This window comes from Kitasatospora sp. NPDC094016, from assembly GCF_040304045.1.
Lineage (GTDB): Bacteria > Actinomycetota > Actinomycetes > Streptomycetales > Streptomycetaceae > Kitasatospora.
This window is the reverse complement of sequence record NZ_JBEOUK010000045.1, coordinates 53754-78062: the sequence shown is the minus strand read 5'-3', so window position 1 is coordinate 78062 and position 24309 is coordinate 53754. Positions and strand designations below refer to the sequence as shown.

Annotated in this window: 19 protein-coding genes; 9 read left to right on the top strand and 10 right to left on the bottom strand. The window is 73.0% G+C overall.

What is annotated here, in order from left to right; translation table 11 throughout:
• Nucleotides 1-91: 91 nt before the first annotated feature.
• A complete protein-coding gene (locus ABT015_RS30890) occupies nt 92-1261 on the bottom strand; it encodes a glycosyltransferase family 4 protein (protein WP_350884963.1) in 1170 nt (389 codons plus the stop codon).
• 432 nt (nt 1262-1693) lie between these two features.
• Here ABT015_RS30890 and ABT015_RS30885 point away from each other — a divergent pair, with 432 nt between their 5' ends.
• The 3 genes from ABT015_RS30885 to ABT015_RS30875 all read left to right on the top strand — a co-directional run bounded on the left by ABT015_RS30885 (nt 1694) and on the right by ABT015_RS30875 (nt 5793).
• Nucleotides 1694-2371, top strand: coding sequence for a response regulator (locus ABT015_RS30885; RefSeq protein ID WP_350884960.1), 678 nt, complete (start codon nt 1694-1696; stop codon nt 2369-2371).
• Between the two features lie 440 nt (nt 2372-2811).
• Nucleotides 2812-4320, top strand: a complete 1509-nt coding sequence (locus tag ABT015_RS30880) for an MFS transporter (RefSeq protein ID WP_350884957.1) — start codon at nt 2812-2814, stop codon at nt 4318-4320.
• 363 nt (nt 4321-4683) lie between these two features.
• A complete protein-coding gene (locus ABT015_RS30875) occupies nt 4684-5793 on the top strand; it encodes a Rieske 2Fe-2S domain-containing protein (RefSeq protein WP_350884954.1) in 1110 nt (369 codons plus the stop codon).
• 52 nt (nt 5794-5845) lie between these two features.
• Here the strand turns inward: ABT015_RS30875 and ABT015_RS30870 are convergent, their stop codons facing one another.
• The 7 genes from ABT015_RS30870 to ABT015_RS30840 form a co-directional block, all read right to left on the bottom strand.
• Nucleotides 5846-7372 (bottom strand): alpha/beta fold hydrolase, encoded by a 1527-nt coding sequence (locus ABT015_RS30870; protein ID WP_350884952.1) that lies wholly within the window; start codon nt 7370-7372, stop codon nt 5846-5848.
• 176 nt (nt 7373-7548) lie between these two features.
• On the bottom strand, nt 7549-8271 hold the full coding sequence (locus ABT015_RS30865) for a ribonuclease H family protein (RefSeq protein ID WP_350884950.1): 723 nt from the start codon (nt 8269-8271) through the stop codon (nt 7549-7551).
• Between the two features lie 42 nt (nt 8272-8313).
• Nucleotides 8314-10530, bottom strand: coding sequence for an MGH1-like glycoside hydrolase domain-containing protein (locus tag ABT015_RS30860; protein ID WP_350884948.1), 2217 nt, complete (start codon nt 10528-10530; stop codon nt 8314-8316).
• Nucleotides 10527-12623 carry a beta-galactosidase gene (locus ABT015_RS30855; protein WP_350884946.1) on the bottom strand — a complete coding sequence of 699 codons (2097 nt, stop codon included), beginning with the start codon at nt 12621-12623 and terminating at the stop codon, nt 10527-10529. Before ABT015_RS30855 ends, ABT015_RS30860 begins: the two co-directional genes overlap by 4 nt.
• Before the next feature lie 8 nt (nt 12624-12631).
• Nucleotides 12632-13528, bottom strand: a complete 897-nt coding sequence (locus ABT015_RS30850) for a carbohydrate ABC transporter permease (RefSeq protein WP_350884944.1) — start codon at nt 13526-13528, stop codon at nt 12632-12634.
• Complete coding sequence (locus tag ABT015_RS30845) at nt 13525-14457, bottom strand: carbohydrate ABC transporter permease (RefSeq protein ID WP_350884942.1); 933 nt, start codon at nt 14455-14457, stop codon at nt 13525-13527. The genes ABT015_RS30850 and ABT015_RS30845 overlap by 4 nt, the downstream gene beginning before the upstream one ends.
• An 11-nt stretch (nt 14458-14468) precedes the next feature.
• Nucleotides 14469-15875, bottom strand: coding sequence for an ABC transporter substrate-binding protein (locus tag ABT015_RS30840; protein ID WP_350884940.1), 1407 nt, complete (start codon nt 15873-15875; stop codon nt 14469-14471).
• Nucleotides 15876-15971: 96 nt separating this feature from the next.
• Here ABT015_RS30840 and gcvPA point away from each other — a divergent pair, with 96 nt between their 5' ends.
• From gcvPA to ABT015_RS30815, 5 genes are all read left to right on the top strand, one after another.
• Nucleotides 15972-17330: an aminomethyl-transferring glycine dehydrogenase subunit GcvPA gene (gcvPA, locus tag ABT015_RS30835; protein ID WP_350884938.1), complete on the top strand. Its 1359-nt coding sequence runs from the start codon at nt 15972-15974 to the stop codon at nt 17328-17330.
• Nucleotides 17327-18925, top strand: coding sequence for an aminomethyl-transferring glycine dehydrogenase subunit GcvPB (gene gcvPB, locus ABT015_RS30830; RefSeq protein WP_350884936.1), 1599 nt, complete (start codon nt 17327-17329; stop codon nt 18923-18925). Before gcvPA ends, gcvPB begins: the two co-directional genes overlap by 4 nt.
• An 83-nt stretch (nt 18926-19008) precedes the next feature.
• Nucleotides 19009-20148: an ATP-NAD kinase family protein gene (locus ABT015_RS30825; RefSeq protein WP_350884934.1), complete on the top strand. Its 1140-nt coding sequence runs from the start codon at nt 19009-19011 to the stop codon at nt 20146-20148.
• Nucleotides 20149-20207: 59 nt separating this feature from the next.
• On the top strand, nt 20208-20954 hold the full coding sequence (locus tag ABT015_RS30820; protein ID WP_350884931.1) for an SDR family NAD(P)-dependent oxidoreductase: 747 nt from the start codon (nt 20208-20210) through the stop codon (nt 20952-20954).
• 49 nt (nt 20955-21003) lie between these two features.
• On the top strand, nt 21004-21657 hold the full coding sequence (locus ABT015_RS30815) for a GntR family transcriptional regulator (RefSeq protein WP_350884929.1): 654 nt from the start codon (nt 21004-21006) through the stop codon (nt 21655-21657).
• Between the two features lie 25 nt (nt 21658-21682).
• Here ABT015_RS30815 and ABT015_RS30810 read toward each other — a convergent pair whose 3' ends face one another.
• Together ABT015_RS30810 and ABT015_RS30805 are read right to left on the bottom strand one after the other, a co-directional pair.
• Nucleotides 21683-22420, bottom strand: a complete 738-nt coding sequence (locus tag ABT015_RS30810; RefSeq protein ID WP_350884927.1) for an MgtC/SapB family protein — start codon at nt 22418-22420, stop codon at nt 21683-21685.
• A 115-nt stretch (nt 22421-22535) separates the two neighbouring features.
• Nucleotides 22536-23195 carry a ScbR family autoregulator-binding transcription factor gene (locus tag ABT015_RS30805; protein WP_350884925.1) on the bottom strand — a complete coding sequence of 220 codons (660 nt, stop codon included), beginning with the start codon at nt 23193-23195 and terminating at the stop codon, nt 22536-22538.
• Between the two features lie 114 nt (nt 23196-23309).
• Here ABT015_RS30805 and ABT015_RS30800 point away from each other — a divergent pair, with 114 nt between their 5' ends.
• On the top strand, nt 23310-24269 hold the full coding sequence (locus tag ABT015_RS30800) for a ScbA/BarX family gamma-butyrolactone biosynthesis protein (protein WP_350884923.1): 960 nt from the start codon (nt 23310-23312) through the stop codon (nt 24267-24269).
• Nucleotides 24270-24309 lie beyond the last annotated feature (40 nt).

Genomic DNA, 24309 nt, shown 5'->3' with positions numbered 1-24309 from the left:
CAGTTGCGCTCGCGTCACGCACCACGGTTTACCGGAACTGGACCCGCTGCGAAGGTAAATCGCGCAGATTGATCACGACCGAATACGCGCCCTAGTCGTGGACGCCGACATGGCGGAGGAAGGTGCTCGCCACCGCAGCCGGTTCGTAGCCGGCCACCTGACGCACCGCCTGCTCGGAGGCCGCGTGGTAGCCGTCGGGATCGGAGAGCAGCGCCGTGGTGGCCGCCCAAAGCCTCGCGAAGCCTTCCTCAGCGCCAGGTGGTTGAGCGTTCCGGCTGGTGACGGCGCTGATGTGGTGGACTTCGGCAGCGGGGCCGAGCTCGACCAGGGCTCCGGCCGTGCCCACGAGATGCGGCAGATTTCCGAGGTGGAAGCCGACCACCGGTGTTCCGGCGGACAGCGCCTCGGCCGCGACGTTGCCGAAGGTCTCCGGCCACGTGGTCGGCATCATGGCGAGTGCGGCCTCGGCGAGGAAGTCCTGCACCTCGTCCCACGGCAGAGGAGGCAGCAGTTCGATCTGGGGCCGTCCCTCGGCCAACTTCTGGCATTCCCGGCGGACATCGTCCTGCATACCTCGCCACAGCTCGAAGCCCGCGTCCGCGAGCACGACCTGCACCGGCCGGTCGAAGTCGTCCGGGATGGCGCGAAGCAAGCCGGAAATGCCCTTGACCGGGTCCGGCCTGGCCAGGGTCCGCAGCGGACCGGTGCGCCGAAGTCCTTCACGGACACCGGATGGTGGTGGAGTGCCCCGGCGTGGAAGCGGATTCGGCAACACCTGCCACCCTGTGGTGTCCACACCTGCCCGTGCGGACTCGCTGACGAGGAAGGAACTGGCAGCGAGCACGGCATCAGGTTTGTGTGCCAGGCTCTCGTGCATCCGGCTGTCACCCCGCACGAGGTGTGCCATGAGGGCGGTTCGCACCCCGTCCGGGGCCGGGGCCAGATAGCCGAGGCCGACCACCGCGTCGGCCCAGCACACCACGTCGACGTGATGCTCGACGAGTATTCCCCTGACCTCGTCCCGCACCGGGCCGGGATCGGCGAGCACACGTGGCAAGTCGTCGAACAGCATGGGGCGGACCAGCGTGACCGAGTCCAGCCGGACCAGGTCCGGCTTGTCGGTGGCGGACGCCGGTCCGGCTACGATGGTGATGACCTGGTGACCCAGCTCACGCAGGCCGGCAGCGAGCGACCCGACACTGCGTTCGATCCCCGCCGGCTCGTCAGGGTTGTAGGTGAGGAGGACGAAGGCGATCTTCACCGGCTCTCCTGCTCCTCGACGCGACCCGGCCCGCCGGCGATGTGGAGCGCGCGGGTGGATCCAAAGGACGTGGACAGCCCGGTGCCGCTGAGCACAGGCGGAAGCAAGGGGATGGAGTTCACATACTCCACCTTCGTTCCCCGACGAGGCCGGTCGCCTCGGCCGACTGGCCGGTTCTGCGCCGCGACATTGTCCTTTCGGTCGAGGCCGTACCACGGGGTAGCCCCTATCCTTCGCCGCGAGCTGTGCGGGACATGGGCGATCACACCCCGGATCCCCCGGGGCCGGCCGCCCCGGGCCGACCACCGGATCCGGCCCACCGAGCACCCGTAGGTGCACTGATGCACCCTCAACTGGACTGCATCACGCCATCTCTGGCGATCTTTCGTTCGTCGGGGGAACCTCAAACGGCGCTGTGGCAGGATCGCCTATATGACCAATGCCAGTGGACCGGCGATCCGGGTCCTGATCGCCGACGACCAGGAAATGGTCCGCACCGGCTTCCGGCTGATCCTCCAGACCCATCCCGGCATCGAGGTCGTGGGCGAGGCGGCCGATGGCGCGGAGTGCGTGGAACTGGCCCGGAGACTGCGGCCCGACGTGTGCCTGGTCGACATCCGAATGCCGAAACTCGACGGCCTTCAGGTGACCCGGCTGCTCGCGGGCCCGAACGCGGTCAACCCGTTGCGCGTGGTCATCGTCACCACCTTCGACCAGGACGACTACGTCGACGGGGCGCTGAGCAGCGGGGCCTGCGGGTTCCTGTTGAAGGACGCCGGTCCCGCGCTGCTGGTGGAGGCCGTCCGCGCGGCGGCCCGCGGCGACGTACTGATCTCCCCCGCCGTGACCGTACGGCTGCTGGAGCGGATCGACACGCAGCGGCCCCCTCCCCCCGGCGAGGTGGACTCCGGTCCGCTGACGGAACGGGAGTTGGACGTAGCCCGACTGGTCGCCAACGGGCGGACCAATCAGGAGGTCTGCGCCGACCTCTTCGTGTCGCTCTCCACCGTCAAGACCCATCTGGCGAGCATCCAGGCCAAATTGGAGCTGCGGAACCGCGTGGAGATCGCAGCCTGGGCATGGCGCTGCGGCGTGGTCGGCGACCGCTGAACCGGTCGCCGCACCGCACCGCCCGCCAGGTGACCTCTACACGCCCTCCTACTCCAGCGCCCCGCGGTCAAGACTCACCCGGTCGCCGTACACACCCGTCACGGAGATCAGCATCGCCTTTTGCCCACACCCTCGAAGACGGCGGTGCGGGACACCGCCTGGTCCATCCTCGCCGCCAGCCCGCTCGGGCAGCTCACGGACGGCGCGCCGTCCACCGCCCGGGAGGGCGCCGCGGGCCCTGGGCGCGGCCCCGGCGCCGCGGGACGGGCCGCCGCCGCCCGGCAAGGGGAAAGCCTCCCCCGGCGGCGCCGCCACCTTCGGGGCATGATGGCGGAGGGGGCGCGAACGCTCACCCACCGTGACGGGCGGGCACCCCGTTCGGTCCTGCGGAAAGCGGGCAGACGGGAGGCGTCCCGAAACGGCGAGCGAAGGAGACCCGTATGGCCGATCCGGCGAAGTCACCCGCGCAGCGGCCGCACGACGGCACGGCCGCCACGGCCGGAGCCGGGGTCATCGAGACCAACGTGCCGGCCCGGCTGGACCGGCTGCCGTGGTCCCGCTGGCACTGGCGGATCGTGATCGGCCTGGGCACCGTCTGGATCCTGGACGGCCTGGAGGTGACGATCGTCGGCAACATGGCGGCCAGGCTCGCGCAGCCCGGCAGCGGCATCGCCATCTCGACGACGCAGGTGACGACGATCGCGGCCGCCGTGTACGTGGCGGGCGCCTGCTCCGGCGCGCTGTTCTTCGGCTGGCTGACCGACCGGCTCGGGCGCAAGAAGCTCTTCATGGTGACGCTCGCCGTCTACCTGGCGGCGACCGCCGTGACCTCACTGTCCTGGACGGCCTGGTTCTTCTTCCTCTGCCGCTTCTTCACCGGCTTCGGCATCGGCGGCGAGTACGCGGCGATCAACTCGGCGATCGACGAGCTGATCCCGGCCCGGGTGCGCGGCCGGATCGACCTGATCATCAACGGCAGCTTCTGGATCGGCGCCGCGCTCGGCGCCTTCGCCTCCGTCGCACTGCTGAACACCGCGCTGTTCGCCACCGACGTGGGCTGGCGGCTCGCCTTCGGGATCGGTGTCGTGCTGGGCCTGGTGATCCTGCTGGTCCGCCGGCACGTCCCGGAGAGCCCGCGCTGGCTGTTCACCCACGGGCGGGCGCCGGAGGCCGAGGAGGTGGTGGCCGAGGCCGAACGGGTCGTGGAGCGGGAGACCGGCCACCCGCTGCCGCCCGTCACCGACCGGCCGATCCTGATCCGCGAACGCGCCCCGCTCGGCTTCGTCACGATCGCCCGCACCGTGATCAGCCGCTACCCGCGCCGCACGGTGCTCGGCCTCGCGCTCTTCATCGGGCAGGCGTTCCTGTACAACGCCGTGACCTTCGGCTACGCCGTCATCCTGACCCTCTACTTCGACGTGCCGGAGGGCGACACCGGCTACTACTTCGCGGTCATCGCGGTCGGCAACTTCCTCGGCCCGCTGCTGCTGGGCCACCTCTTCGACTCGGTCGGGCGGGTGCCGATGATCGCCGGCACGTACATCGGCTCGGGGGTGCTGCTGTTCGGCACCGCCGCGCTGTTCCAGCAGGGCGCGCTGAGCGCGGCCGGCATGACGGCCTGCTGGACGGCCGTGCTGTTCCTGGCCTCGGCGGGGGCGAGCGCGGCCTACCTGACGGTGAGCGAGATCTTCCCGCTGGAGACCAGGGCGATGAGCATCGCCTTCTTCTACGCCGTCGGCACGGCGGTCGGCGGCATCAGCGGCCCGCTGCTCTTCAACGGCCTGGTGAGCAGCGGGAAGGTCTCCGACACCACGCTCGCGTTCTGCATCGGGGCGGCGCTGATGACGGCCGCGGGGCTGGTCGAGGCCGCGATCGGCGTGCGGGCGGAACGGCGCAGCCTGGAGGACCTGGCGGCCCCGCTGAGCGCCGTCGAAGCGGCGGACCGCTAGCCAGATCCTGTCCGGCCGATCTTGTCGGGCCGACCGCGCCAACTCGCGCACCCCTCACCGCGTTTGCCACCGTCCCGAAGTCCAGGGCGTGTCTTCGGACCCCGCCTGCGCGCCGACGCCGGGCAGGCCGCACGGCGCTGCGGTGGATCGGCCCGCCCGGGAATCGCTCAGCCGTCCGGCCGTCGAAGGTCGCATCGGAGATTTTCTGATGAATCATCAGACTTCTTTGGTATCAGCCATGTTGTTCGCACGGGCCCCGTCGATCTGCGGTTAGCATGCGGGGCGTTCCGTTCGGAGACGAATTGCCCGGGAGGGCCGGCTGAGCTGCCGAGGTCGGAGCCTGGCAGGCCAGGAGGAGAGTTCATGCGCGAGTCCTTAAAGCACGTCCGGCCCATCGGTGAGGGCCCCACCGCGGGCGACGTCGCGCTGCCGCCGGGCCTGCCGTACCCCGACGGGTGGGCCTCGGTCGGCTTCGCCGACGAGCTCAAGCCCGGCACGGTGCTCACCCGCCGGCTGGCCGGGGAGGACGTCGTGCTGTACCGGCTGCGGAGCGGGGGGATCCGCGCGATCCGCCCCTACTGCCCGCACCTGGGGGCCCACCTCGGCCTCGCCGAGGTGGAGGGCGACGACCTGGTCTGCCCCTTCCACCGCTTCGCCTTCGACCCGGACGGCCGGTGCGTGCGGACCGGGTACGGCTCCGCGCCGCCGAAGGCCTCCCTGGCGCAGCTTCCGGTGCGCGAGGTGAACGACGCCGTCTTCGTCTGGCGCCACCACGACGGCCGGCAGCCGGACTGGGAGATCCCGGAGTGGCACACGCTCGGGCACCAGCCGTCCCGGCACGCCGCCTGGGAGATGGCCGGCTACGCCCAGGACGTCATGGAGAACGCGGTGGACCTGGGCCACTTCGTCACCCTGCACGGCTGGCCGAGCGGCGAGTTGGCGGCCCCGATCGACTGGGACGGCACGCGCTTCCACGTCTCGATGCGGGTGCAGGAGGACTTCCCGCTGCTGGGCCGGCGCCAGGTCGAGATCGAGGTCGACGGTTACGGCCTCGCCTGCCTGCACACCGACGTGCACACCCCGGCCCTCGGACTGAAGATGTGCTCGCTGGTGATGGCCACCATGGTCGCGCCCGGCCGGATGCAGTTCCGGCAGGCGAGCCGGTTCTCCTTCGACGAGCCGTCCCGGCTGCCGCCCGTGCTCGGCAGGGCGGTCAGCCGGTCGCTGTCGCGCCTGCTGGCGGGCCCGATGTTCAAGCGGAGCTGCGAGTTCACGGCGGCCGACTTCCCGATCTGGTCCACCAAGAAGTACCTGTCACCGCCCCGGCTCGCCGCCGGCGACGGGCCGATCGGCGCCCTGCGGCACTGGGCCCGGCAGTTCTACCCGCCGGACCACCAGGAACACCTGCCCGCGCCGGCCGCCCTCACGGTCCGGGCCGAGAACGGTGCCCGCAGCAGGCTCGCCAAGCCCTGAGCGTACGGACGTACGGCCGGGGCCCGGGCCGGGGCCCCGGCCGTACGCCTGCTCAGCTCGGGAGCCGGCCGCCGAGGAGGAAGGCGGTGAACGGCGCGAGCACCTGCGGGTCGGTGAAGTCGACGCCGTGCGCGGTCGTGTCGAAGGTGACCATCGCCGCCCGGTGCCCGAAGGCGCGCTGGGTCTGCCGGGCGCCGTTGTAGGTGGTGTCGGGGTCGTACCGGTTCTGCAGCATCAGGATGTTGCGCGGGCCGTCCGGGTCGGCCCGGACCGGCGGTTCCTTCGGGCCGTAGTGCCAGAAGGCGCACGGCCAGACGTTGCCGCTCATGCCGTTGGTGAGCGGGTAGCGGGCCCGGTCGGCGGCGGTGCGGGCGGCGTAGACGGCCGGGTCGCGGGGCCAGGCCGAGTCGCCGCAGATCACCGCGAACTGGTCCGCGAGGAAGTTGTCAGGGATGACCTGCGGCAGCGGGTTGGCGCCCGAACCACCGGTGCCCGCGCCCTCCGGCGCCGGAGCCGTAACCGGGGCCGGAGTCGTGTCGCGCTCCTCGGCCAGTTGCAGGACCCGCGCGCCGAGGGGGTAGTAGCTCGGCTTGACCAGCGAGGCGTAGACGACGCTGCGCAGGCCGCCGCCGGTGAGCAGCCGGCCGCCCGACAGCGGCAGCGGGTCGCGGTCGACCTCGCCGGCCAGCCGCAGGTAGCTCGCCCGGACCGCCTCGGGGGTGGCGCCGAGGTGCAGGGTGGCGTCCTGGGCGGCGACGAAGCGGGCCAGGGCCGGGAAGGAGTCGGAGAAGCCTTCGCTGAACAGACTGAACCCCTGCTCCAGCCCGCCCGGCGGCACCGTGCTGTCCAGCACCACGCGGTCGGTGTGCGAGGGGAAGAGGGTGGCGTAGACCTGGCCGAGGTAGGTGCCGTACGAGCTGCCCAGGTAGGAGATCCGGGGCAGGTGCAGGGCCGCCCGGATCCGGTCCAGGTCGCGGGCCGAGTTGGCCGTGGTCACGTCGGCCAGGTAGTCGCCGCTCGCGGCCGCGCAGTCGTCGGCCACCCGCCGGGCCTGGTCGAGGTTGGCGGTGATCGAGCCGTCGGGGCCTGGGAAGGGGTAGTTGAGCTGGGCGTCCCGCTCGGCGGCGGACAGGTCGCAGTGGACCGGGGTGCTGTTGCCCACCCCCCGCTCGTCGAAGCCGATCAGGTCGTAGGAGCGCAGGACGTCCGCCGGCAGCAACTTCGCCATCGAGCCCGGGTAGTCCAGTCCGGAGCCGCCCGGCCCGCCCGGCACCACGGCCAGGGTGCCGCGCCGGTGGGTGGGGTCGGCGGTGCGCAGCCGGGAGACGGTGAGGGTGATCGTGCCCTCGGCCGGGTCATGGTAGTCCCGCGGTACCCGCAGGGTCGCGCACTGCTGGCGCGGGTCCCGGGGGAACGGCACGCCGTTGGCGTTCGGGGTCGGCGCGGGGCAGGACCCCCAGGCGAGTTGCGCCCTCGGGGCCGCGACGGCGGTCGGCGCGAGTGGTGCGGCGAGCAGGAGGGCGGCGGTGAGCAGCGCGCCGCCGGCGTGGGCCGTGGTGCGGCCGGTAGGTCGGGTCATGTGTCCGACGCTAGGACTGCTGAGGTCCCGTCAGCCTCGGCGCGGGGGTGGAGAATTCGCCGAGGCGCTTTCTCCACCCGGCTCCACCCGGCTCCACCTGGCTCCACCTGGCTCCACCCCTGGGGTGAGTCGGACCCGGGCGGGCCGGTGTCGGCCCGCCCGGCGCCGGGCCGGACCTACGCGTGGGCGCCCGCGCACTCCGGGTGCCCCCAGCTGCTGCCCACCTTGGTGATGGTGTCGCCCTTGGCGTACGAGCGGGTGCAGGGGCAAGTGCCGGGGAAGCGGGCGGCGAGGGTCCGCGAACCGCCCGACGAGCGCTTCTTCGCCGTGGACGAGCCGGCCGACGAACTGGCCGACGAGCCCGCCGACGAGGAGGCCGGGCGGGCGGCCCGCGCCGGGGTGGTCCGGGCCGGGTCCGGCTCGGGGAGGTCGGCGGCGGTTCCGCCCGCGGCCTGCTGCCGGCGGGCGGCGTCGCTGGCGGCCTTGTCGGCGATGGCGTTCAGCGGGTCGCCGTTCACCTGGTGGGCGGGGACGTACACGAAGGTGACGTCCCGCCCGGTCAGGAGCTCGTCGATGTGCTGGATCAGCTCGCGGTTGGCGACCGGCTTGCCGGCGGCGGTCTTCCAGCCGTTGCGCTTCCAGCCGACCAGCCACTTGGTCACCGCGTCGCGGGTGTACGTGCTGTCGAGCCGGACCTCCAGCGGGACGGCCGGGTCCGTCGACGCCAGCAGCTGCTCCAGTGCCGTCAGCTCGCCCACGTTGTTGGTGCTGTGCCCGAGCGGACCGGCCTGCCAGCGCTGGGGCACCCCGGCGGCGTCCGCCACCACGTAGGCCCAGGCCGCCGGGCCGGGGTTGCCCTTGGCTGCTCCGTCACACGCTGCAATGACTCGTTCGACCATGCCCCGATCATGCCAGGACGTGGCAGGCCCGGGCCAAATCGGTCAGGCCCGGAGCAGCAGCAGGAGCAGGGCGGCGGACCAGCTGAAGTTGGTCGAGTTCCGCCCCTCCCCCGTCAGCGGGTCGTAGTTCTCCCGCAGCGGAGCGTCGCCGCCGAGCCCGGCGGCCGTCGCCAGCAGCCGGTCCGTCGCCCGGCGGGCGTCCTGGTTCCAGCCGTACCGGCGCAGGCCTTCGATGGCGAAGTAGGTCTGGTCGATCCAGGCCAGCCCCCGCCAGTACCCGGCCGGGTCGAAGGAGGGCGAGCTGCGGGCGACGGTCGGGAACGGCAGCGCGGTGCCGAACTCGGCCGGGTCGAGCAGGAGCCCGCGGGCCGCGCGGGCCTGGGCGGGCGAGGCGGTGCCGGACCAGAGCGGGATCGCGCCCTCGATGCCGCGCCCGCGCGCGGTGAGGCGGGCGCCGGTGGCCAGGTCGGTGTCGTGGAACCAGCCCGTGGCCGGGTCGAACATGGTGTCGCGGACGGCCCGGTCGATCGCCTCGGCCCGTCCGCGCAGCCGCTGGGCGGCGGTGCGGTCGCCGAGTTCGGCGGCGATGGCGGCCAGGGCGCGGTGGTCGGCGGCCAGGTAGGCGTTCAGGTCGACGGAGCGCTGGGTGAGCGACCAGCCCAGCAGGGCGCCCTGCGCGCTGCGGTTGGCGACGACGGCGGCGCCGAGGGCGGCGTCGAAGCGCGGCGCGTTGTCCATACCGGACTCCCAGGCCGCCGCCGCCAGGCAGTCCGCCGGGGCGGCGTTGCCCGGGTCGACGGTGGCGCCGTACTCGCACAGGCCTTCGCCGTCGTGGTCCCGGGTGCGGTACCACCAGTCCTGGTAGGCGGTCAGTTTGGGCAGCAGCTCGCGCAGGAACGCCCGGTCGCCGCCGCGCCGGTAGACCTCCCAGACCGCCCAGGACGCCAGCGGGGGTTTGGAGTTGCGCTCGTTCCAGTTGCCGCCGCCGGTGCTCGGGTCGTTGTAGAAGACGCAGTCCGGGATCATCCCGGCGTCCTGCGGGCGGTCGGCGGAGTCGGGCCGGATCTGGTGGTCGAACATCGCCCGGATCTGGTCGGCGGCCAGGTCGGGGGCGAAGACGGCGGTGCCGGCGGCCTGCTTCCAGGTGTCCCAGGCCCAGACCCCGCTGAACCACTTGTACGAGAGCGTGGGTGTGACCGCGTCGTGCCGGATCCGCCCGGCCGGGCTGCGCCAGTTGGTGACCAGGGTCTGCACGCATTTGACGGCCGTCCGGCGGCGCGCGGCGGGGACGCCCTCGGTCGCCCGGGCGACGTACCCGGCCCAGCGGGCGGCGCCCGCCGCGGCGACCCGGTCGGGGGCGCGCAGCGCGGCGTCCGCCTCGGCGACGGCGCGGGAGCGCTCGGCGTCGGTGAAGGTGTAGCTCTCGGCCCAGTCCAGGGTGCGGACGGCGCCCGGGGCCAGCCGGACGGGCCCGGCCAGTTCGGTTCGGTGGCCGTCGCCGCTGACGGTGGTGCGCACCGGCGCCGCGTGGCGGACTTCGAAGCGCTCGGTGCCGTCGGTGAGGTAGTCCCAGGTCTGCCGGACCCGGGCGAACCGGACGGCGACGCCGCGCTCGGCGGCGACCAGGGCGGGGGCGTCGTGCTGGGGGCCGGTGGCCGGGCGCAGCAGTGTCCCGGTCCAGGCCACCTGGAGGGTCCGTGCGGCCGGGCCGCCGTTGGCCAGCCGGGCCCTGACCAGGGCGGTGCGGTTGCCGGCGAAGCGCAGTTCCAGGGTGAGCGCGAGGCGGCCGCCGAGGTCGTAGGACTGGCGCAGCAGCCCGGGCAGCGAGGTGAGCCGGGGGGCGCCGCCGGCGGCGAGGTCCAGGATCCTTCCCCGCTCGGTCAGTTGGAGGCGGTTGAGGCCGTCGCTGAGCCACCACGGGTATTCCTGGGCGAGGTGGAGGGGGCCGGTGAAGCCGCCGAGCGGGTCCTGCGGGCGCGGCAGGGCGTAGGCGTGCCAGGCGCCGAGGTCGGCGAAGACGTTGATCGGGTTGTTCCCGGTGGCGTCGCCGGGGTAGGCCTGCGCCGGGGTGCCGTGCAGGTCGAGGACGTCGGCGTAGCGGTCGGACAGGTCGGACGGGGCGGACGGGTCAGCCAGGTCGGACGGGGCGGCCTGCCGGTCGTCGGCGTGGGCGGCCGGTGCGACGCCGCCGGCCACGGCGAGGGCGGTGCCGGTGGCGGCGGTGGCGGCCAGGAGTCGGCGGCGGGACAACGGCGTCATGTGCGCTCCTCGGCGGGCGTGGACGGAGACGGGGACGGGGAGGCCGGATCGGGGCCGGCCGCGGGGACGCGGACGACGGCGGCGCCGAGCGGTGCGAGGGTGAGGCCCCGGCCGGTGCCGGCGCCGGTGAGCAGGTCGGTGCCGGGCCGGTCCAGCGCCACCCGGCAGGCGGCGGGGCCGTGGTTGAGCAGGAACAGGTAGTCGGTGCCGTCGGCGGCGCGGCGGCGGGTGGCCTCGACGCCGGCCGGCAGACCGGGCAGTTCGGCGCCCACCCCGGCTTCGGCGAGCGGCAGGTCGAGCACCCGGCCGACGTCCGCGCCGAGGTGGCAGCCGAGGTACCAGGCGCTGCCGGTGCCGTGGCGGTGCCGGGTGACGGCGGGCAGGCCCGTCAGCTCGCCGGAGGCGTAGCGGGCGACGGTCTCGGCACCCTCGGTGTCGATCCATTCGCTCCAGTGCTCGGCCCGCAGTTCCGGCCCGCCGCCGTCGAGCCGCACGGTGGTGGCGGCCCCGTCGGGGATCGGCCAGTGCTCGTCCACGACGAGGCCGAACAGCGGCCGCAGCGGCCCGGGGTGGCCGCCGGGGTGGAGGTGGTCGTGCCGGTCGCTGATGCCGCTGAACGGGCCGCAGACCAGGTGGCCGCCCGCCTGGACGAAGGCGGTGAGCCGGTCGGCGGTGGCGGTGTCGAGCAGGTACAGGTTGGGGGCGAGCAGCAGCCGGTAGCCGTCGAGGTCGCCGGTGGGCGGGACGAAGTCGACGGTCACGCCGCGGTCGTGGAGGGCCGCGTACCAGGGCCGGAGCAGGTCGAGCCAGCGCATCCGCGCGGAGGGGTGGTCGTCCAGCTCCAGCGCCCACCAGCTGTCCCAGTCGAGCAGGACGGCCGCCCGCCCGCGCATCCGGCTGCCCGCGATCTCGCCCAGTCGGCGCAGCTCGGCCCCGAACCGGACGGTCTCCCGCCAGCCGCGCGAGGAGGTGCCGCGGTGCGGGAGCATCGCGCTGTGGAACTTCTCGGCCCCGGCGACGGAGGCGCGCCACTGGAAGTGCAGTACGCCGTCCGCGCCCCGGGCCAGCGCCTGGAGCGACCACAGCCGGTACAGTCCGGGCGGTTTGGGCAGGTTGACGGGGCGCCAGCTGACGGCGGAGGGGGCCTGTTCCATCAGCAGCCACGGTTTGCCGCCCTTGAGGGAGCGCATCAGGTCGTAGTTCATGGCCGCGTTGACGTGTGTGCGGGGGTCGGCCGGGTCGGGGTAGGCGTCGTCGGAGACGAGGTCCTCGTGGCGGCTCCACTCCCAGTAGTCCAGCGACTTGAGCATCGACATGAAGTTGGTGGTGACGGGCACGCCCGGTGAGACCTCGTCGAGGACGGCCTTCTCGGTGCGGTGCAGGGCCAGCAGCGCGTCGGAGCAGAATCGGCGCCAGTCGAGCAGCTGGGTCGGGTTGACCGGTCCCGGCGCGGCGCGCGGCGGTTCGATCTCGTCGAACGAGCCGTAGCGCTGCGACCAGAACGCCGTCCCCCAGGACCGGTTGAGTTCGTCGACGTCGCCGTGCCGCTCGCGCAGCCAGCGCCGGAAGTCGGCGGCGGACGCGGGGCAGAAGCACTCCTGGACGTGGTCTCCGTACTCGTTGTGGATGTGCCACAGGGCGAGTGCGGGGTGGTCGTGGTAGCGCTCGGCGAGGGCCCGGGTGAGCCGGGCGGCGGCGGCCCGGTAGACGGCGGAGGAGGGGCAGTAGTGCTGGCGCGAGCCGAACTCCAGCCGGACGCCGTCGGCGGTGACGGGCAGCAGCTCGGGGTGGGCGCGGACCAGCCAGGCGGGCGGCGAGGCGGTGGCGGTGGCCAGGTCGACGGCGATGCCGTGGCCGTGGACGAGGTCGAGGAGGCGGTCCAGCCAGCCGAAGTCCCAGCTGTCGGAAGCTGGTTGGAGCCGCGCCCAGGAGAAGACCCCGACGGTGACCAGGTTGACCCCGGCCTCGGCCATCAGCTTCACGTCCTCGGCCCACACCTCCTCGGACCACTGCTCGGGGTTCCAGTCCCCGCCGTAGAGGAGGCCGGGGACGCGGGTGAGTGCGGCCGTGCGGGAAGGAGTACGGGAGGTCATGCGGGGGGTCATCCTTTCAGCGCTCCGCCGAGCAGGCCGGCCACGAACTGCCGCTGGAACACCAGGAAGAGCAGCACCAGCGGGAGGGTGGCCAGCAGGGAGCCGAGCATGAGGCCGGAGTAGTCGACGTGGGTCAGCCCGGTCAGCGTGTTGAGCGCCACCGGCACGGTGTACTTGTCCTCGGTGTTGAGCATCAGCAGCGGCCAGATGAAGCTGTTCCACTGGCCCATGAAGGTGAAGATCACGAGCGCGCCCAGCTGCGGCCGCACGCACGGCAGGACCACCTGGTAGAAGGTGCGCAGTTCGCCGGAGCCGTCGATGCGCGCCGACTCCAGGAGTTCGTCGGGGAAGTCCAGGAAGCCCTGGCGCATCAGCAGGATGCCGAAGGAGTTGGCCAGGAAGGGCAGGATGACCGCCTGGTAGCTGTCGATCCAGCCGACGCTGGCCATCATCTGGAACAGCGGGACGAGCAGCACCTGGAGCGGGATCATCATGGTCGCCAGCACCAGCCCGAGCAGCAGCCCGCGGCCCCGGAACCGGTACTTGGCCAGCCCGTAGCCGCACATGGCCGACAGCAGGGAGCTGAGCGCGGTGTAGACGACGGCCACGCCGAGGCTGTTGAGCAGCACCCGACCGAAGCCGATGCTCTGCTGGAGGTGCGCCAGGTTGCGCAGCAGTTCCCCGCCGGGCAGGAACGGCGGCGGGGAGTGGAAGAGTTCGGAGCTGCTGTGGGTGCTGGCGATCAGCATCCAGGCGAACGGCACCAGGCTGACGACGGCGCCGAGGGCGAGCACGGCCAGGACGGCGCCGCGGCCGAGCCGGGCGGTCAGCGGGCGGGCCACCGGTGGGCGGACGGACGGCGGTCGGGCGGGCCGCGGCCGGGGGCGGGCGGAGGTGGCGCTCATCGGCGGCGTTCCCTTCCGTAGAACCGGAACTGGAGCAGGGAGACGGCGGCGATGACCAGCACCACGACCCAGGCGATCGCGGCCGCGTACCCGAAGTCGAGCTGCTGGAAGCCGACCTTGTACAGGTAGACCACCGGGGTGAGGGTCGCGTCGCCGGGGCCGCCGCGCGTCAGCACGTAGTTCTCGTCGAAGAGTTGGAGCGTGCCGATGGTGGAGGTGATGACGCAGAACAGCACCACCGGCCGCAGTTGCGGCAGGATCACGCTGGTGTAGGTGCGCAGCGTGCCGGCGCCGTCGAGGGCGGCGGCCTCGTACTGGTCCCGGCCGATGGCGTGCAGGCCGGCGAGCAGGATGACGGCGTTGTATCCGGTCCAGCGCCAGGTGACCGAGCCGATCAGGGAGATCCGGGCCCAGGTGGGCGAGTTGAGCCAGTCGACGGGGCCGGCGCCCAGGGCGTGCAGGAGCTGGTTGGCCAGGCCGCCGTCGGTGCGCAGCAGCACCTGGAAGACGACGGCGTAGGCGACCAGCGTGGTGACGGCGGGCAGGAAGAAAACGGCCCGCCAGCCGGCTCGGAAGCGCAGCCAGGACTGGTTCAGCAGAACGGCCAGCACCAGCGCCAGGCCGATCATCACGGGCACCTGGACGGCCAGGATCATCCCGGTGTTGACCAGGGAGTGCAGGAAGGCCGGGTCGTCCAGCATCCGCCGGTACTGGTCCAGGCCGACCCAGACGGTGGCGCCGTCCCGGCGGGCGGTGAAGCTCTGGTAGAGGCTGGCGCCGAGCGGATAGGCGAAGAAGAGGATGAAGAGCACGGCCGTGGGCCCGGCGAAGAGCCAGGCCGCGGAGCGTGGCAGCCGTCGTCGCCGGGTGGGCGCGGTGCGCGCGGGCGCGGCGGCCACCCGGGGGGCGGGGGCCTGGAGACTGGTCATGGCGCGTGTCCCTACGGGGCCGGCTGGCGACTGGTCGCGGTGGCGATCTGGCGGGCGGCGGAGCGCAGCACGGTGCCGGGGTCGGCTCCGTTGTGCAGCACCTGGTTGACGGCGGTGTTGACGATGTCGCCGGCCTTGGAGTCGTCGGCGGTGCTCTCGACGGTGGGGATGGACCGGGCGAGGTCGGCGAAGAGCCGCATGGCGGGCTGGTTCGCGTAGTACGGGTCCGGCCGCTGGAAGTACGGGTCGTCCAGGGCCGGGAGGTAGGCGGGGAAGAGGCCTTCGTGCTCCATCATCGAGGCCTGGTTGGCCCGGTCGGCGAGCAGGAAGGAGAGGAATTCCCAGGCGAGTTCGGGGTTCTTGCTCTGGGCGGTGACGGAGAGGGTGGAGCCGCCGCTGTTGGAGGTGCGGCAGCCGCCGGGGTCGAAAGCGGGCAGGGGGACGACGCCGAACTCGCCGTTCAGGTCGGCCATGTCGCCGGTGAGGGTGCCGTCCCACCAGGCGGCGGTGGGGGTGGTGGCGGCCTTGCCGTCGTGGGTGCCGGAGACCAGGCCGTCCCAGCCGTTCTCGAAGTCGACCAGGCCCCGGTCGACGAGTTGCTTCATCAGGGTGAGCGCCCGTTCGGCGGCGGGTGAGGCGACGGCGACCTTGCCGTCGACGAACCAGCCCTGGCCCTGCTGCTGGAGCAACAGGGCGAACATACTGTCCTGTTTGGCGTCCAGGATGAGCAGTTTCCTGCCGGTGCGGTCCTTGAGGGTGGTGCCGGCGGCGAGGTAGTCGTCCCAGGTGGTGAGGGTGGCGGGGTCGATTCCGGCCTGCTGGAAGTGGTCGCGGCGGTAGAAGAGGGCGCACGGGCCGCTGTCCCAGGGCAGGGCGAGGACGCGGCCGCCCGCGTCGGTGACGGTGCGCCAGGCGGACGGTGCGAAGTCCTTCGCGAGGCCGCCGGCCCGGCTGGTCAGGTCCACCAGCGCGTGGGGGAAGTTGCCGATGTAGGTGGGCATCCGGTGGCCCTCGACGGTCAGCACGTCGGGGAGTCCGCTGCCGGCTCCGAGCCCGACGGTGATCTTGTCGTAGGCGTTGTCGTAGCCGATGTCGACCACGTCGACGGTGGTGCCGGGGTGGGCCTGTTCGAAGGCCTTGCCGAGCCGTTGCATGGCCTTGGCGGCGACGTCCCAGGACCAGATGGTGATCTTCCCGGCGACCTTGCCGCCCGAACTCGCGTCCAGCCGTTTGGCGTCCGGGGCGCCGGCGCCGCCGGTGGCGCAGCCCGTCGCCCCGGTCAGCAGCAGCGCGCCGCCCGCGAGCCCGGCACCGAGGACCCGGCGCCGGGTGGGGCCCGGTCCGGATCCGGCCCGGCTGGCCGCCGGAGCGTCAAGGCGTCTGTGCCGGGTGCCGGTTGAGTTCTTTCCTCCCGACATCTTGCCTCCTGAAGAGTGAATGCCGAATGCTGTATACAGAACTCAGCACACACAGTGCCGTCAAGGCTTGTGACCGAAATCGCGGAAGGTGCCAGGATGACCGCACGCGCCCCCCGGACCCACCCGTACATCCCCAACTCCGCCCCCGACGTGAAGAAGGCCATGCTGGCGGCGATCGGCGCGCACAGCGTCGAGGAGTTCTACGCCGACATCCCCGCCGAACTCCGCCTGGACCGCCCGCTGCGACTTCCCGAGCCGCTCGGCTCCGAGGCGCAACTGGTCGCCCACATGGAGGAGTTGCTCGCCCGCAACAGCGCCGTCCCGCCCGGCCGCAGCTTCCTCGGCGCCGGCTGCTACCGCCACCACGTGCCCGCCGTGGTCGACGAGGTCGTCAACCGCAGCGAGTTCCTCACCGCCTACGCCGGCGAGCCGTACGAGGACCACGGCCGCTTCCAGGCCCTGTGGGAGTACCAGTCGCTGATGGCCGAACTGCTGGCCGTCGACGTCGTCAACGTGCCGACCTACGACGGTTTCCAGGCCGCCGCGACCGCACTGCGGATGGCCGGCCGGGCCACCGGGCGCCGCCGCCTCCTGCTGGTCGGCGACCTCGACCCGGACAAGCTCTCCCGGATCCGCGACTACGTGCGCGGCGTCCACGACCTCGTACCCGTCCCGGCCGAGCCCGGGGCCGTCCGCGCCGCCCTCGCCGCCGGCGACGCCGCCGCCGTCTTCGCCGAGCTGACCGACCACTGCGGCCGGGTCGACCCCGAACTGCCGCAGTACGTCGAACTCGCCCACCAGGCAGGCGCGCTGGCCGTCATCGGCGCCAACCCGCTGAGCCTCGGCGTGCTCGCCCCGCCCGCCTCCTTCGGCGCCGACCTCACCTGCGGCGACCTCCAGCCGCTCGGCATCCACCCCAGCTTCGGCGGCGGCAACGCGGGCTTCATCGCCAGCGCCGACGACGAACGCCTGGTGGCCGAGTACCCGAGCCGCCTCTTCGGCCTCACCCCCACCGACGTGCCGGGCGAGTACGGCTTCGGCGACGTCGCCTACGAGCGCACCTCCTTCGCCCTGCGCGAGGAGGGCAAGGAGTGGGTCGGCACCGCCGCCGCCCTGCACGGCATCGCCGCCGGGGTCTACCTCTCGCTGATGGGGCCGCACGGCATGCGCGAGATCGGCGAGACCGTCCTCGCCAACACCGCCTACGCCCGCCGGTGCCTCGCCCGGGTACCCGGCGTGGAGCTCGCCGACCCCGAGGCCGTCCACTTCGCCGACTTCACCGTCCGCTACACCGGCGGGCGCACCGCCGCCGAGGTCGCCGCCGCGCTGCTCGCCCGCGGCCTGCACGCCGGCACCCCGGCCGGGGAACACGAAGGCCGCTACTGCGTGACCGAGCTCCACACCCAGGCCGACATCGACCGCCTCGCCACCGCCCTTGAGGAGATCGTCAAGTGACGGACCGTCAGAACAGCGGCGGGACCGACCCGCGGATCGCCCCCAAGCCCGCCCTGCGCCGCTTCCACCAGGCCCGCTGGGACGAGAAGCTGATCTTCGAACTGGGCGCGCCCGGCGAGCGCGGCGTCCTGCCGCCGACCCCCGGGCCCGGCGTCACCGCCGCCGTCGGCAGCCCCGCCGACCGCCTGCCCGCCGCGCTGCGCCGCGCCACCCCGGCCGCGCTGCCCGAACTCGGCCAGCAGCAGGTGCTCCGCCACTACCTGCGGCTCTCCCAGGAGAACCTCGGCGCCGACCTCAACGTCGACGTCGGCCAGGGCACCTGCACCATGAAGTACAGCCCCAAGGTCAACGACGCCTTCGTCCGCGACCCGCGCATCGCCGCCCTGCACCCGGCCCAGGACCCCTCGACCGTCCAAGGGGTGCTCGAACTCGTCCACCGGCTGGAGCAGTTGCTCAAGGAGGTCTCCGGCATGGACCGGGTCTCCCTGCAACCCGGCGCCGGCTCCGCCGCGATCTGGACCAACGTCTCCGTCATCCGCGCCCACTTCGCCGCCCGCGGCGAGCTGGAGCAGCGCGACGAGGTCATCACCACCGCCTTCTCGCACCCCTCCAACGCCGCCTGCGCCAAGACCGCCGGCTTCAAGGTGATCACCCTGCACCCGGACGCGGACGGTTACCCCGACATCGAGGCGCTGCGCGCCGCCGTCGGCCCGCGCACCGCCGCGCTGCTCATCACCAACCCCGAGGACACCGGGATCTACAACCCCCGGATCGCCGAGTTCGTCCGCATCGTGCACGCCGCCGGCGGCCTGTGCGCCTACGACCAGGCCAACGCCAACGGCGTCCTCGGCATCACCCGGGCCCGCGAGGCCGGCTTCGACCTGTGCCACTTCAACCTGCACAAGACCTTCTCCACCCCGCACGCCTGCGGCGGACCCGCCGCCGGCGCCTGCGGCGTCACCGCCGAGCTCGCACCCCACCTGCCCAGCCCCACCGTCGAGTTCGACGGCGAGCGGTACGTCCTGGACCACGACCGGCCGGAGTCCATCGGCAAGATCCGCCCCTACCTGGGAGTCGTCCCGAACCTGGTCCGCGCCTACGCCTGGATCATGTCGATGGGCGCCGCGGGGCTGCGCGAGGTGGCCGAGACCGCCGTGCTCAACAACAACTACCTGATGCACCAGGTCCAGCGGATCCGCGGCGTCTCCGTGCCCTACGCCAAGGGGCGCCCGCGCGTCGAGCAGGTCCGCTACAGCTGGCAGCAGCTCAACGAGGACACCGGCCTGCACAGCGAGGACCTCGGGTACCGCGCCGCCGACTTCGGCACCCACTACTGGACCAGCCACCACCCGTACGTCGTCCCCGAGCCGATGACGCTGGAGCCGACCGAGTCCTACTCCCGCGCCGACCTGGACGAGTACGCCGCGATCCTCGCCGAGGTCGCCCGCGAGGCCTACGAGGACCCGGAGACCGTCCGCACGGCCCCGCACAACTCCACCGTGCACCGCATCCGGCACGAACCGCTGGACGACCCGGCGGTCTGGGCCGTCAGCTGGCGCGCCTACCGCCGCAAGGTCCTCGGCGAGCGGCCGTGACGGCGGGCCCCGGGGCCGGTCGTCCGACTCCCGTCGTCCGCCCGGCAGGCGGGGACCCGACGACCCGCCCCACCGTCGGGCTCGTGGTCAACCCGGTCGCCGGACTCGGCGGCCGGGTCGGCCTCAAGGGCAGCGACGGCGCCGAGGTCCAGCAGCGGGCCCGCACCCTCGGCGCCCGGCCGGCCGCGACCTCCCGCGCCGAACTGACGCTTCGTCAATTCACACTGCTCGCACCACAGTCGGCCTTGCTCACGGCGGCCGGGCCGATGGGCGAGGACGCGGCACGGGCGGCCGGCCTCGACGCGACGGTGGTCCACCGGCCCGCCGGCCCGGGCACCACCGCGGCGGACACCCGCGCGGCCGTCCGCGCCCTCGTCTCGGCCGGCGCCGGTCTGCTGCTGTTCTGCGGCGGCGACGGCACGGCCCGCGACGTCCTCGACGCGCTCGGGGCGCTCGGGGCGCTCGGCATGCTCGGTCCGGAGCCAGGACCGCCCGTCCTCGGCATCCCGGCCGGGGTCAAGATGCACTCCGCCGTCTTCGCCGTCCACCCCCGCGCCGCCGCCGAGGTGGCCGCGGCCTGGGCGAACGGCGGCGTCCGGCTGGTGTCCGCCGAGGTCGTGGACCGCGACGAGGCGGCGCTACGGGAGGGCCGGGTGTCCGCCCGCCTGCACGGGTGGCTGACCGTCCCGGTCCTGCCCGCCCGGGTCCAGCAGCGCAAGACCGGCAGTTCCGCCGCCGCCCCCGAGGCGCTGGGCGGCATCGCCGCCGAGGTCGCCGAACGCGTCGGCCCCGGCGGGCTGCTCGCCCTCGGCCCGGGCGGCACCACGCACGCCGTCGCCACCGCGCTCGGCGCGGCGGACGCCTGCCTGACCGGCGTCGACGTGCTCCGCCTCCAACCGGGCGGCGGCGCCCGCATCGTGCTCCGCGACGCCCGGGCCGACCAGCTGCTGGCCCTGCCCGCCGCCCCGTGGATCGCGCTCTCACCGATCGGCGGCCAGGGCTTCCTGCTCGGCCGCGGCAACCAGCAGTTCACCCCCGAACTGCTGCACGCCACCGGCCGCGAGCGGCTGCTCGTCCTCGCCACCGAGGCGAAGCTCGCCGCCCTCGCGGGCCGCCCGCTGCTGCTGGACACCGGCGACCCGGAGCTGGACGATGCCCTGTCCGGGCACGTCCGGGTGATCACCGGCCGCCACGCCGCCGCCGTCTACCGCCTGACCGCCTGAAACCCGCCCCCCCCTGAGACCTCCTGAGCCCCCTGACACCCCCTGAAGAGGAGCCCCCAGTGATCGACCTCCACGGCAAGCGCGCCATCGTCACCGGCGCCGCCTCCGGCATCGGCCGGGCCACCGCCGCGCTGCTGGCCGAACTCGGCGCGGCCGTCGTCCTCGCCGACCTCGACGCCGACCGCGGCGAACAGGCCGCCAAGGAGACCGGCGGCACCTTCGTCCGCTGCGACGTCTCCCAGCGCGCCGACTGCGAACGGGCCGTACGCACCGCCGTCGACCTGCACGGCGGCGTCGACGTGCTGTTCAACAACGCCGGGATCATCCGCCGGTCCACCGTCCGCGACATCGCCGACGACGACTGGGACCTGGTGATGGCCGTCAACGTCCGCTCCGTCATGCTGCTCAGCGGGCTGGTCGTGCCGCTGATGGCCGCGAACGGCGGCGGCAGCATCATCAACACCGGCTCCGGCTGGGGCATCCGGGGCGGCGGCCGGGCCGTCTCCTACTGCGCCTCCAAGGGCGCCGTCGTCAACATGACCCGGGCCATGGCCATCGACCACGGCCCCGACAACATCCGCGTCAACTGCGTGTGCCCCGGCGACACCAACACCGGTATGCTCGCCGAGGAGGCCCGCCAGCTCGGCGAGAGCCCGGACGCCTTCTACGCCGACGCCGCCGACCGACCGCTCGGCCGCATCGGCCAGCCTCGGGACATCGCCCAGACGGTCGCCTTCCTCGCCAGTGACGCCTCCACGTTCGTCAGCGGCGCGATCATCGCCGTGGACGGCGCCGGGACCGCCTGACCAGTCGCCCGGCCGGTACGCTACGGACCGAGGAAGAAGGGAAAGCCCGATGGCGATCGAGCGGCGTCCGCTGCGCGAACAGGTGAAGGACGAACTCCTGGAGCGGCTGGGCCACGGCCGGTTCACCCCCGGTGAGTCGATCAACGAGGTCCACCTCGCGGAGGAACTGGGCGTCAGCCGCACCCCGTTGCGCGAGGCCCTGATCAGTCTGGAGCGCGAAGGCATCATCACCAGCGAGCGCGGCAAGGGCTTTCGCTTCGCACCCACCGGCCGGCAGGAGTTCCTCGACCTCACGGCCATCCTGATCGCCCTGGAGTCGCTGGCGCTGCGAACCTCCGACCGTGCGCACCTCTCGGCCATCGCGCCCCGGCTGCTGGCGGAGGCCCGCGCCTTCTCCGCGCCCCAGGCCCCGCACGGCACCATAGAGCGCTACGACGACGCCTGGCACGCGCTGTTGCTCTCCGGCTGCTCCAACACCCGGCTGCGCGAGCTGATCGACTCGCTCAAACTCACCCTCCACCGCTACGAGCGGGTGGTCGTCGGTGACCACGAGATCCTCGAACGCGCCGCCGAGGAGCACGAGCGGATCGCCCAGTGCCTCCTCGACGACGACGTGGAACAGGCCGTCGCCGCCCTGGAGGCGAACTGGACCAGCGGCATGGAGCGGATCATGGAGCGCCTGCCGGCCCTCGGCGTCCGCTGACGCGCTCTCCCCCGCGGCCGGGACGTCACTCCTCGTCGGACCGGCCGCGGACGCAGGTCAGCACTCCGGCCACGGCCGCGATCTGCGCGGTGAGCCCGCCGGCGTCGCCCTGCCCCTGCACCGACAGGGCGATCTCGACGGGCTTCTCGGAGGCCTCGCCGGGCAGTTCCCCGTCCGTGCCGGACAGCGTGCGCAGCTCGAAGACGGCGAAGCCGGCCCGGGTGCACTGGTCCAGCACGTCCCGAAGCACCCCCCTGCCCGGACGGTAGACGATGCGGTACGAGACCGCCGGCCGGTGCAGCGCGGGCAGGCGGTTGAGCAACGGCCTGATCGCGTAGGAGGCGAGGAAGTACGCCGCGACGGTCAGCGCCGCGAGCAGCGGCAGGCCCGCGGCCGCGGCGGAGCCCACCGCCGCGGTGAGCCAGATCGTGGCCGCCGTCGTCAGCCCCTGCACCCAGCCCCGGTGCACGAAGATCACCCCGGCGCCGATGAAGCCCAGCCCCGACACGATCTGCGCGGCCATCCGCGACGGGTCCAGCTCGACGGTGCCCGCGCGCATCACGTCGGCGAAACCGTACTTGCTCACCAGGGTGAACAGCGCCGCGCCGCTGCCCACCGTCGTGTACGTCCGCAGGCCGGCGGACTTCTGGCGGATCTGCCGCTCGACCCCGATCAGGCCGGAGAGCAGGAAGGCGAACAGGAACTCCAGTACCTGGACCGACCCCTGACCGGACGGCCCGGCCGCCCATTGAACCGCTGCCATAGCCCTGACGCCTCTTCTCCGCCGCTTACCGCCGGCCCCGGACGTGGTGATTCATGCTAGGGCCCGGTACCCGACGGCGCGGCCTCCTCCCGGAAGACGGGGGGTCGATTCCGCGTCAATTCCCGCCGGTTCCCCACCCGTCGGCGCGCACGGACGCCCTGGGCCGGACCGAGGCGAGCAGGGCGGCCGGGTCGGGGTTCTTCTGGAGCCCCGGCAGCAGCAGTTCCCACAGGTCGCACAGGCGCTCCTCGATGGTGCGCCGTCCGTCGATCGCGTCGGAGACGGTGTGCAGCCCGAAGAACGCGCAGATCACGCCGTGGGCCGCGGTCGACGGGTCGACCCGGGCGGCGAGCTCGCCCTCGCCGCCCGCCCGTTCGAGCAGGACGCGCACGGTGTCGATCCACCCCACGAACGGCACCGGGAGGTCGGCGTCGATGGCCGCCCGCTCGGACCAGAGCCGGGCGCCGGCCCGGACCACGACGTCGTCGCGGAAGGCCCGCGCCACCGCGAAGCTCAGCCGGACGAGTTGCTCCAGCGCCGGCACCGGCGTGCGGGTGTGGCGCGCGACGAGCTCCGGCCAGGTGGCGAAGTGCGCTTCGATCACGGCACGGGCCAGGTTCTCCTTGCTGGTGTAGTGGAAGTAGATGGCCCCGCTCGTCCTGCCGGAGGCCGCGCTGATGTCGCTGATGCTGGTGCCCGCGTACCCGCGTTCGTCGAACAAACGCGCAGCTGATTCGAGGACTGACCTCCGTGTCGTCTCCGCCCGATTCTGCACGCGCCTCTGCCTTTTCAAGATCACCCCGGCTTTTCGCACGCACTGTAGTGATCCGCGGGCCGGAGCGCCAACTGACGACATGCGAAACCAAGGAGATTGATATTTTCTGTAAATATGAAGATGCTGGATTTCCTCCCCTCCTCGGCGGCCCGGCATCCTGCCCGACCGCTCAGCTGGTCCCGCACGGTCCCCCGTGAACTGGTCCACCGCGCCGCCGTGGCGGAGGTGCTGCTGACCGACGTACGGGCCCGAGGCGGCGACCGCTTCGAGGCAGCGGCCCAGTGGCCCCGCTCCCACCCGACCTTCCCGCGCGGACGCGGAGAGCGGCACGACCCGCTGATCGCCGTGGAGACCGCCCGTCAGCTGGGCATCTACCTGCCGCTGCGCCACTACGGCGTGCCGGCCGACACGCACCTGCTGATCACCGACGTGTCCTGCCGGGTCGACCCGGCGGCCGAACCGCGCGGTGACGGCCCGGCGGCGGTCCTCTGCCGGGCCCAGGTGCACGACCTGCGGACCTCGGCCGAAAACCACCGGCCCACCAGCATGCGGCTGCGGGTCGACTGCTCCGCGCGGGGAGTGGTGTTCGCCCGGATCGAGGGCGGCACGCGCTTCGTCGAACGGCCCGTCTACCCGGTCCTGCGCGGCACCGCGCTGGCCGGGGATCCCGCGGACTCCGGCCCGCCCCCCGACCCCCCGTCACCGACGGAGGTCGGCGTCGCCCTGCCCTCCGACGTGCTGGTGACGCGCGCGGGCGGCCGTTCACGCACGGGCAGCGGTTCGCAGGCGGACGATGCGCTCCTGATCTGCCCGGCCGATCCGGCGCACCCGTTCTTCTTCGACCACCCGTCCGACCACATGCCCGGCATGGTGTTGCTGGAGGCGGCCCGGCAGGCCGCGGCACTGCGGAGCGCGGGGCGGCTGTCGCACCCCGTCGACTACCGGATGAAGGCCGTGCGGTTCACCGAGTTCGCCCCCCTCCCGGAAGTCGACATCACCGAGTACGAGCATTTGTGCGTTTTTCATATTCGTCAGAACGGTCATATCACCGCCGCAGGGTCGTTGGGCTATTGAAGTAAAGACCCGGCAAATCTACGGCCGCCAAGTTTGACCG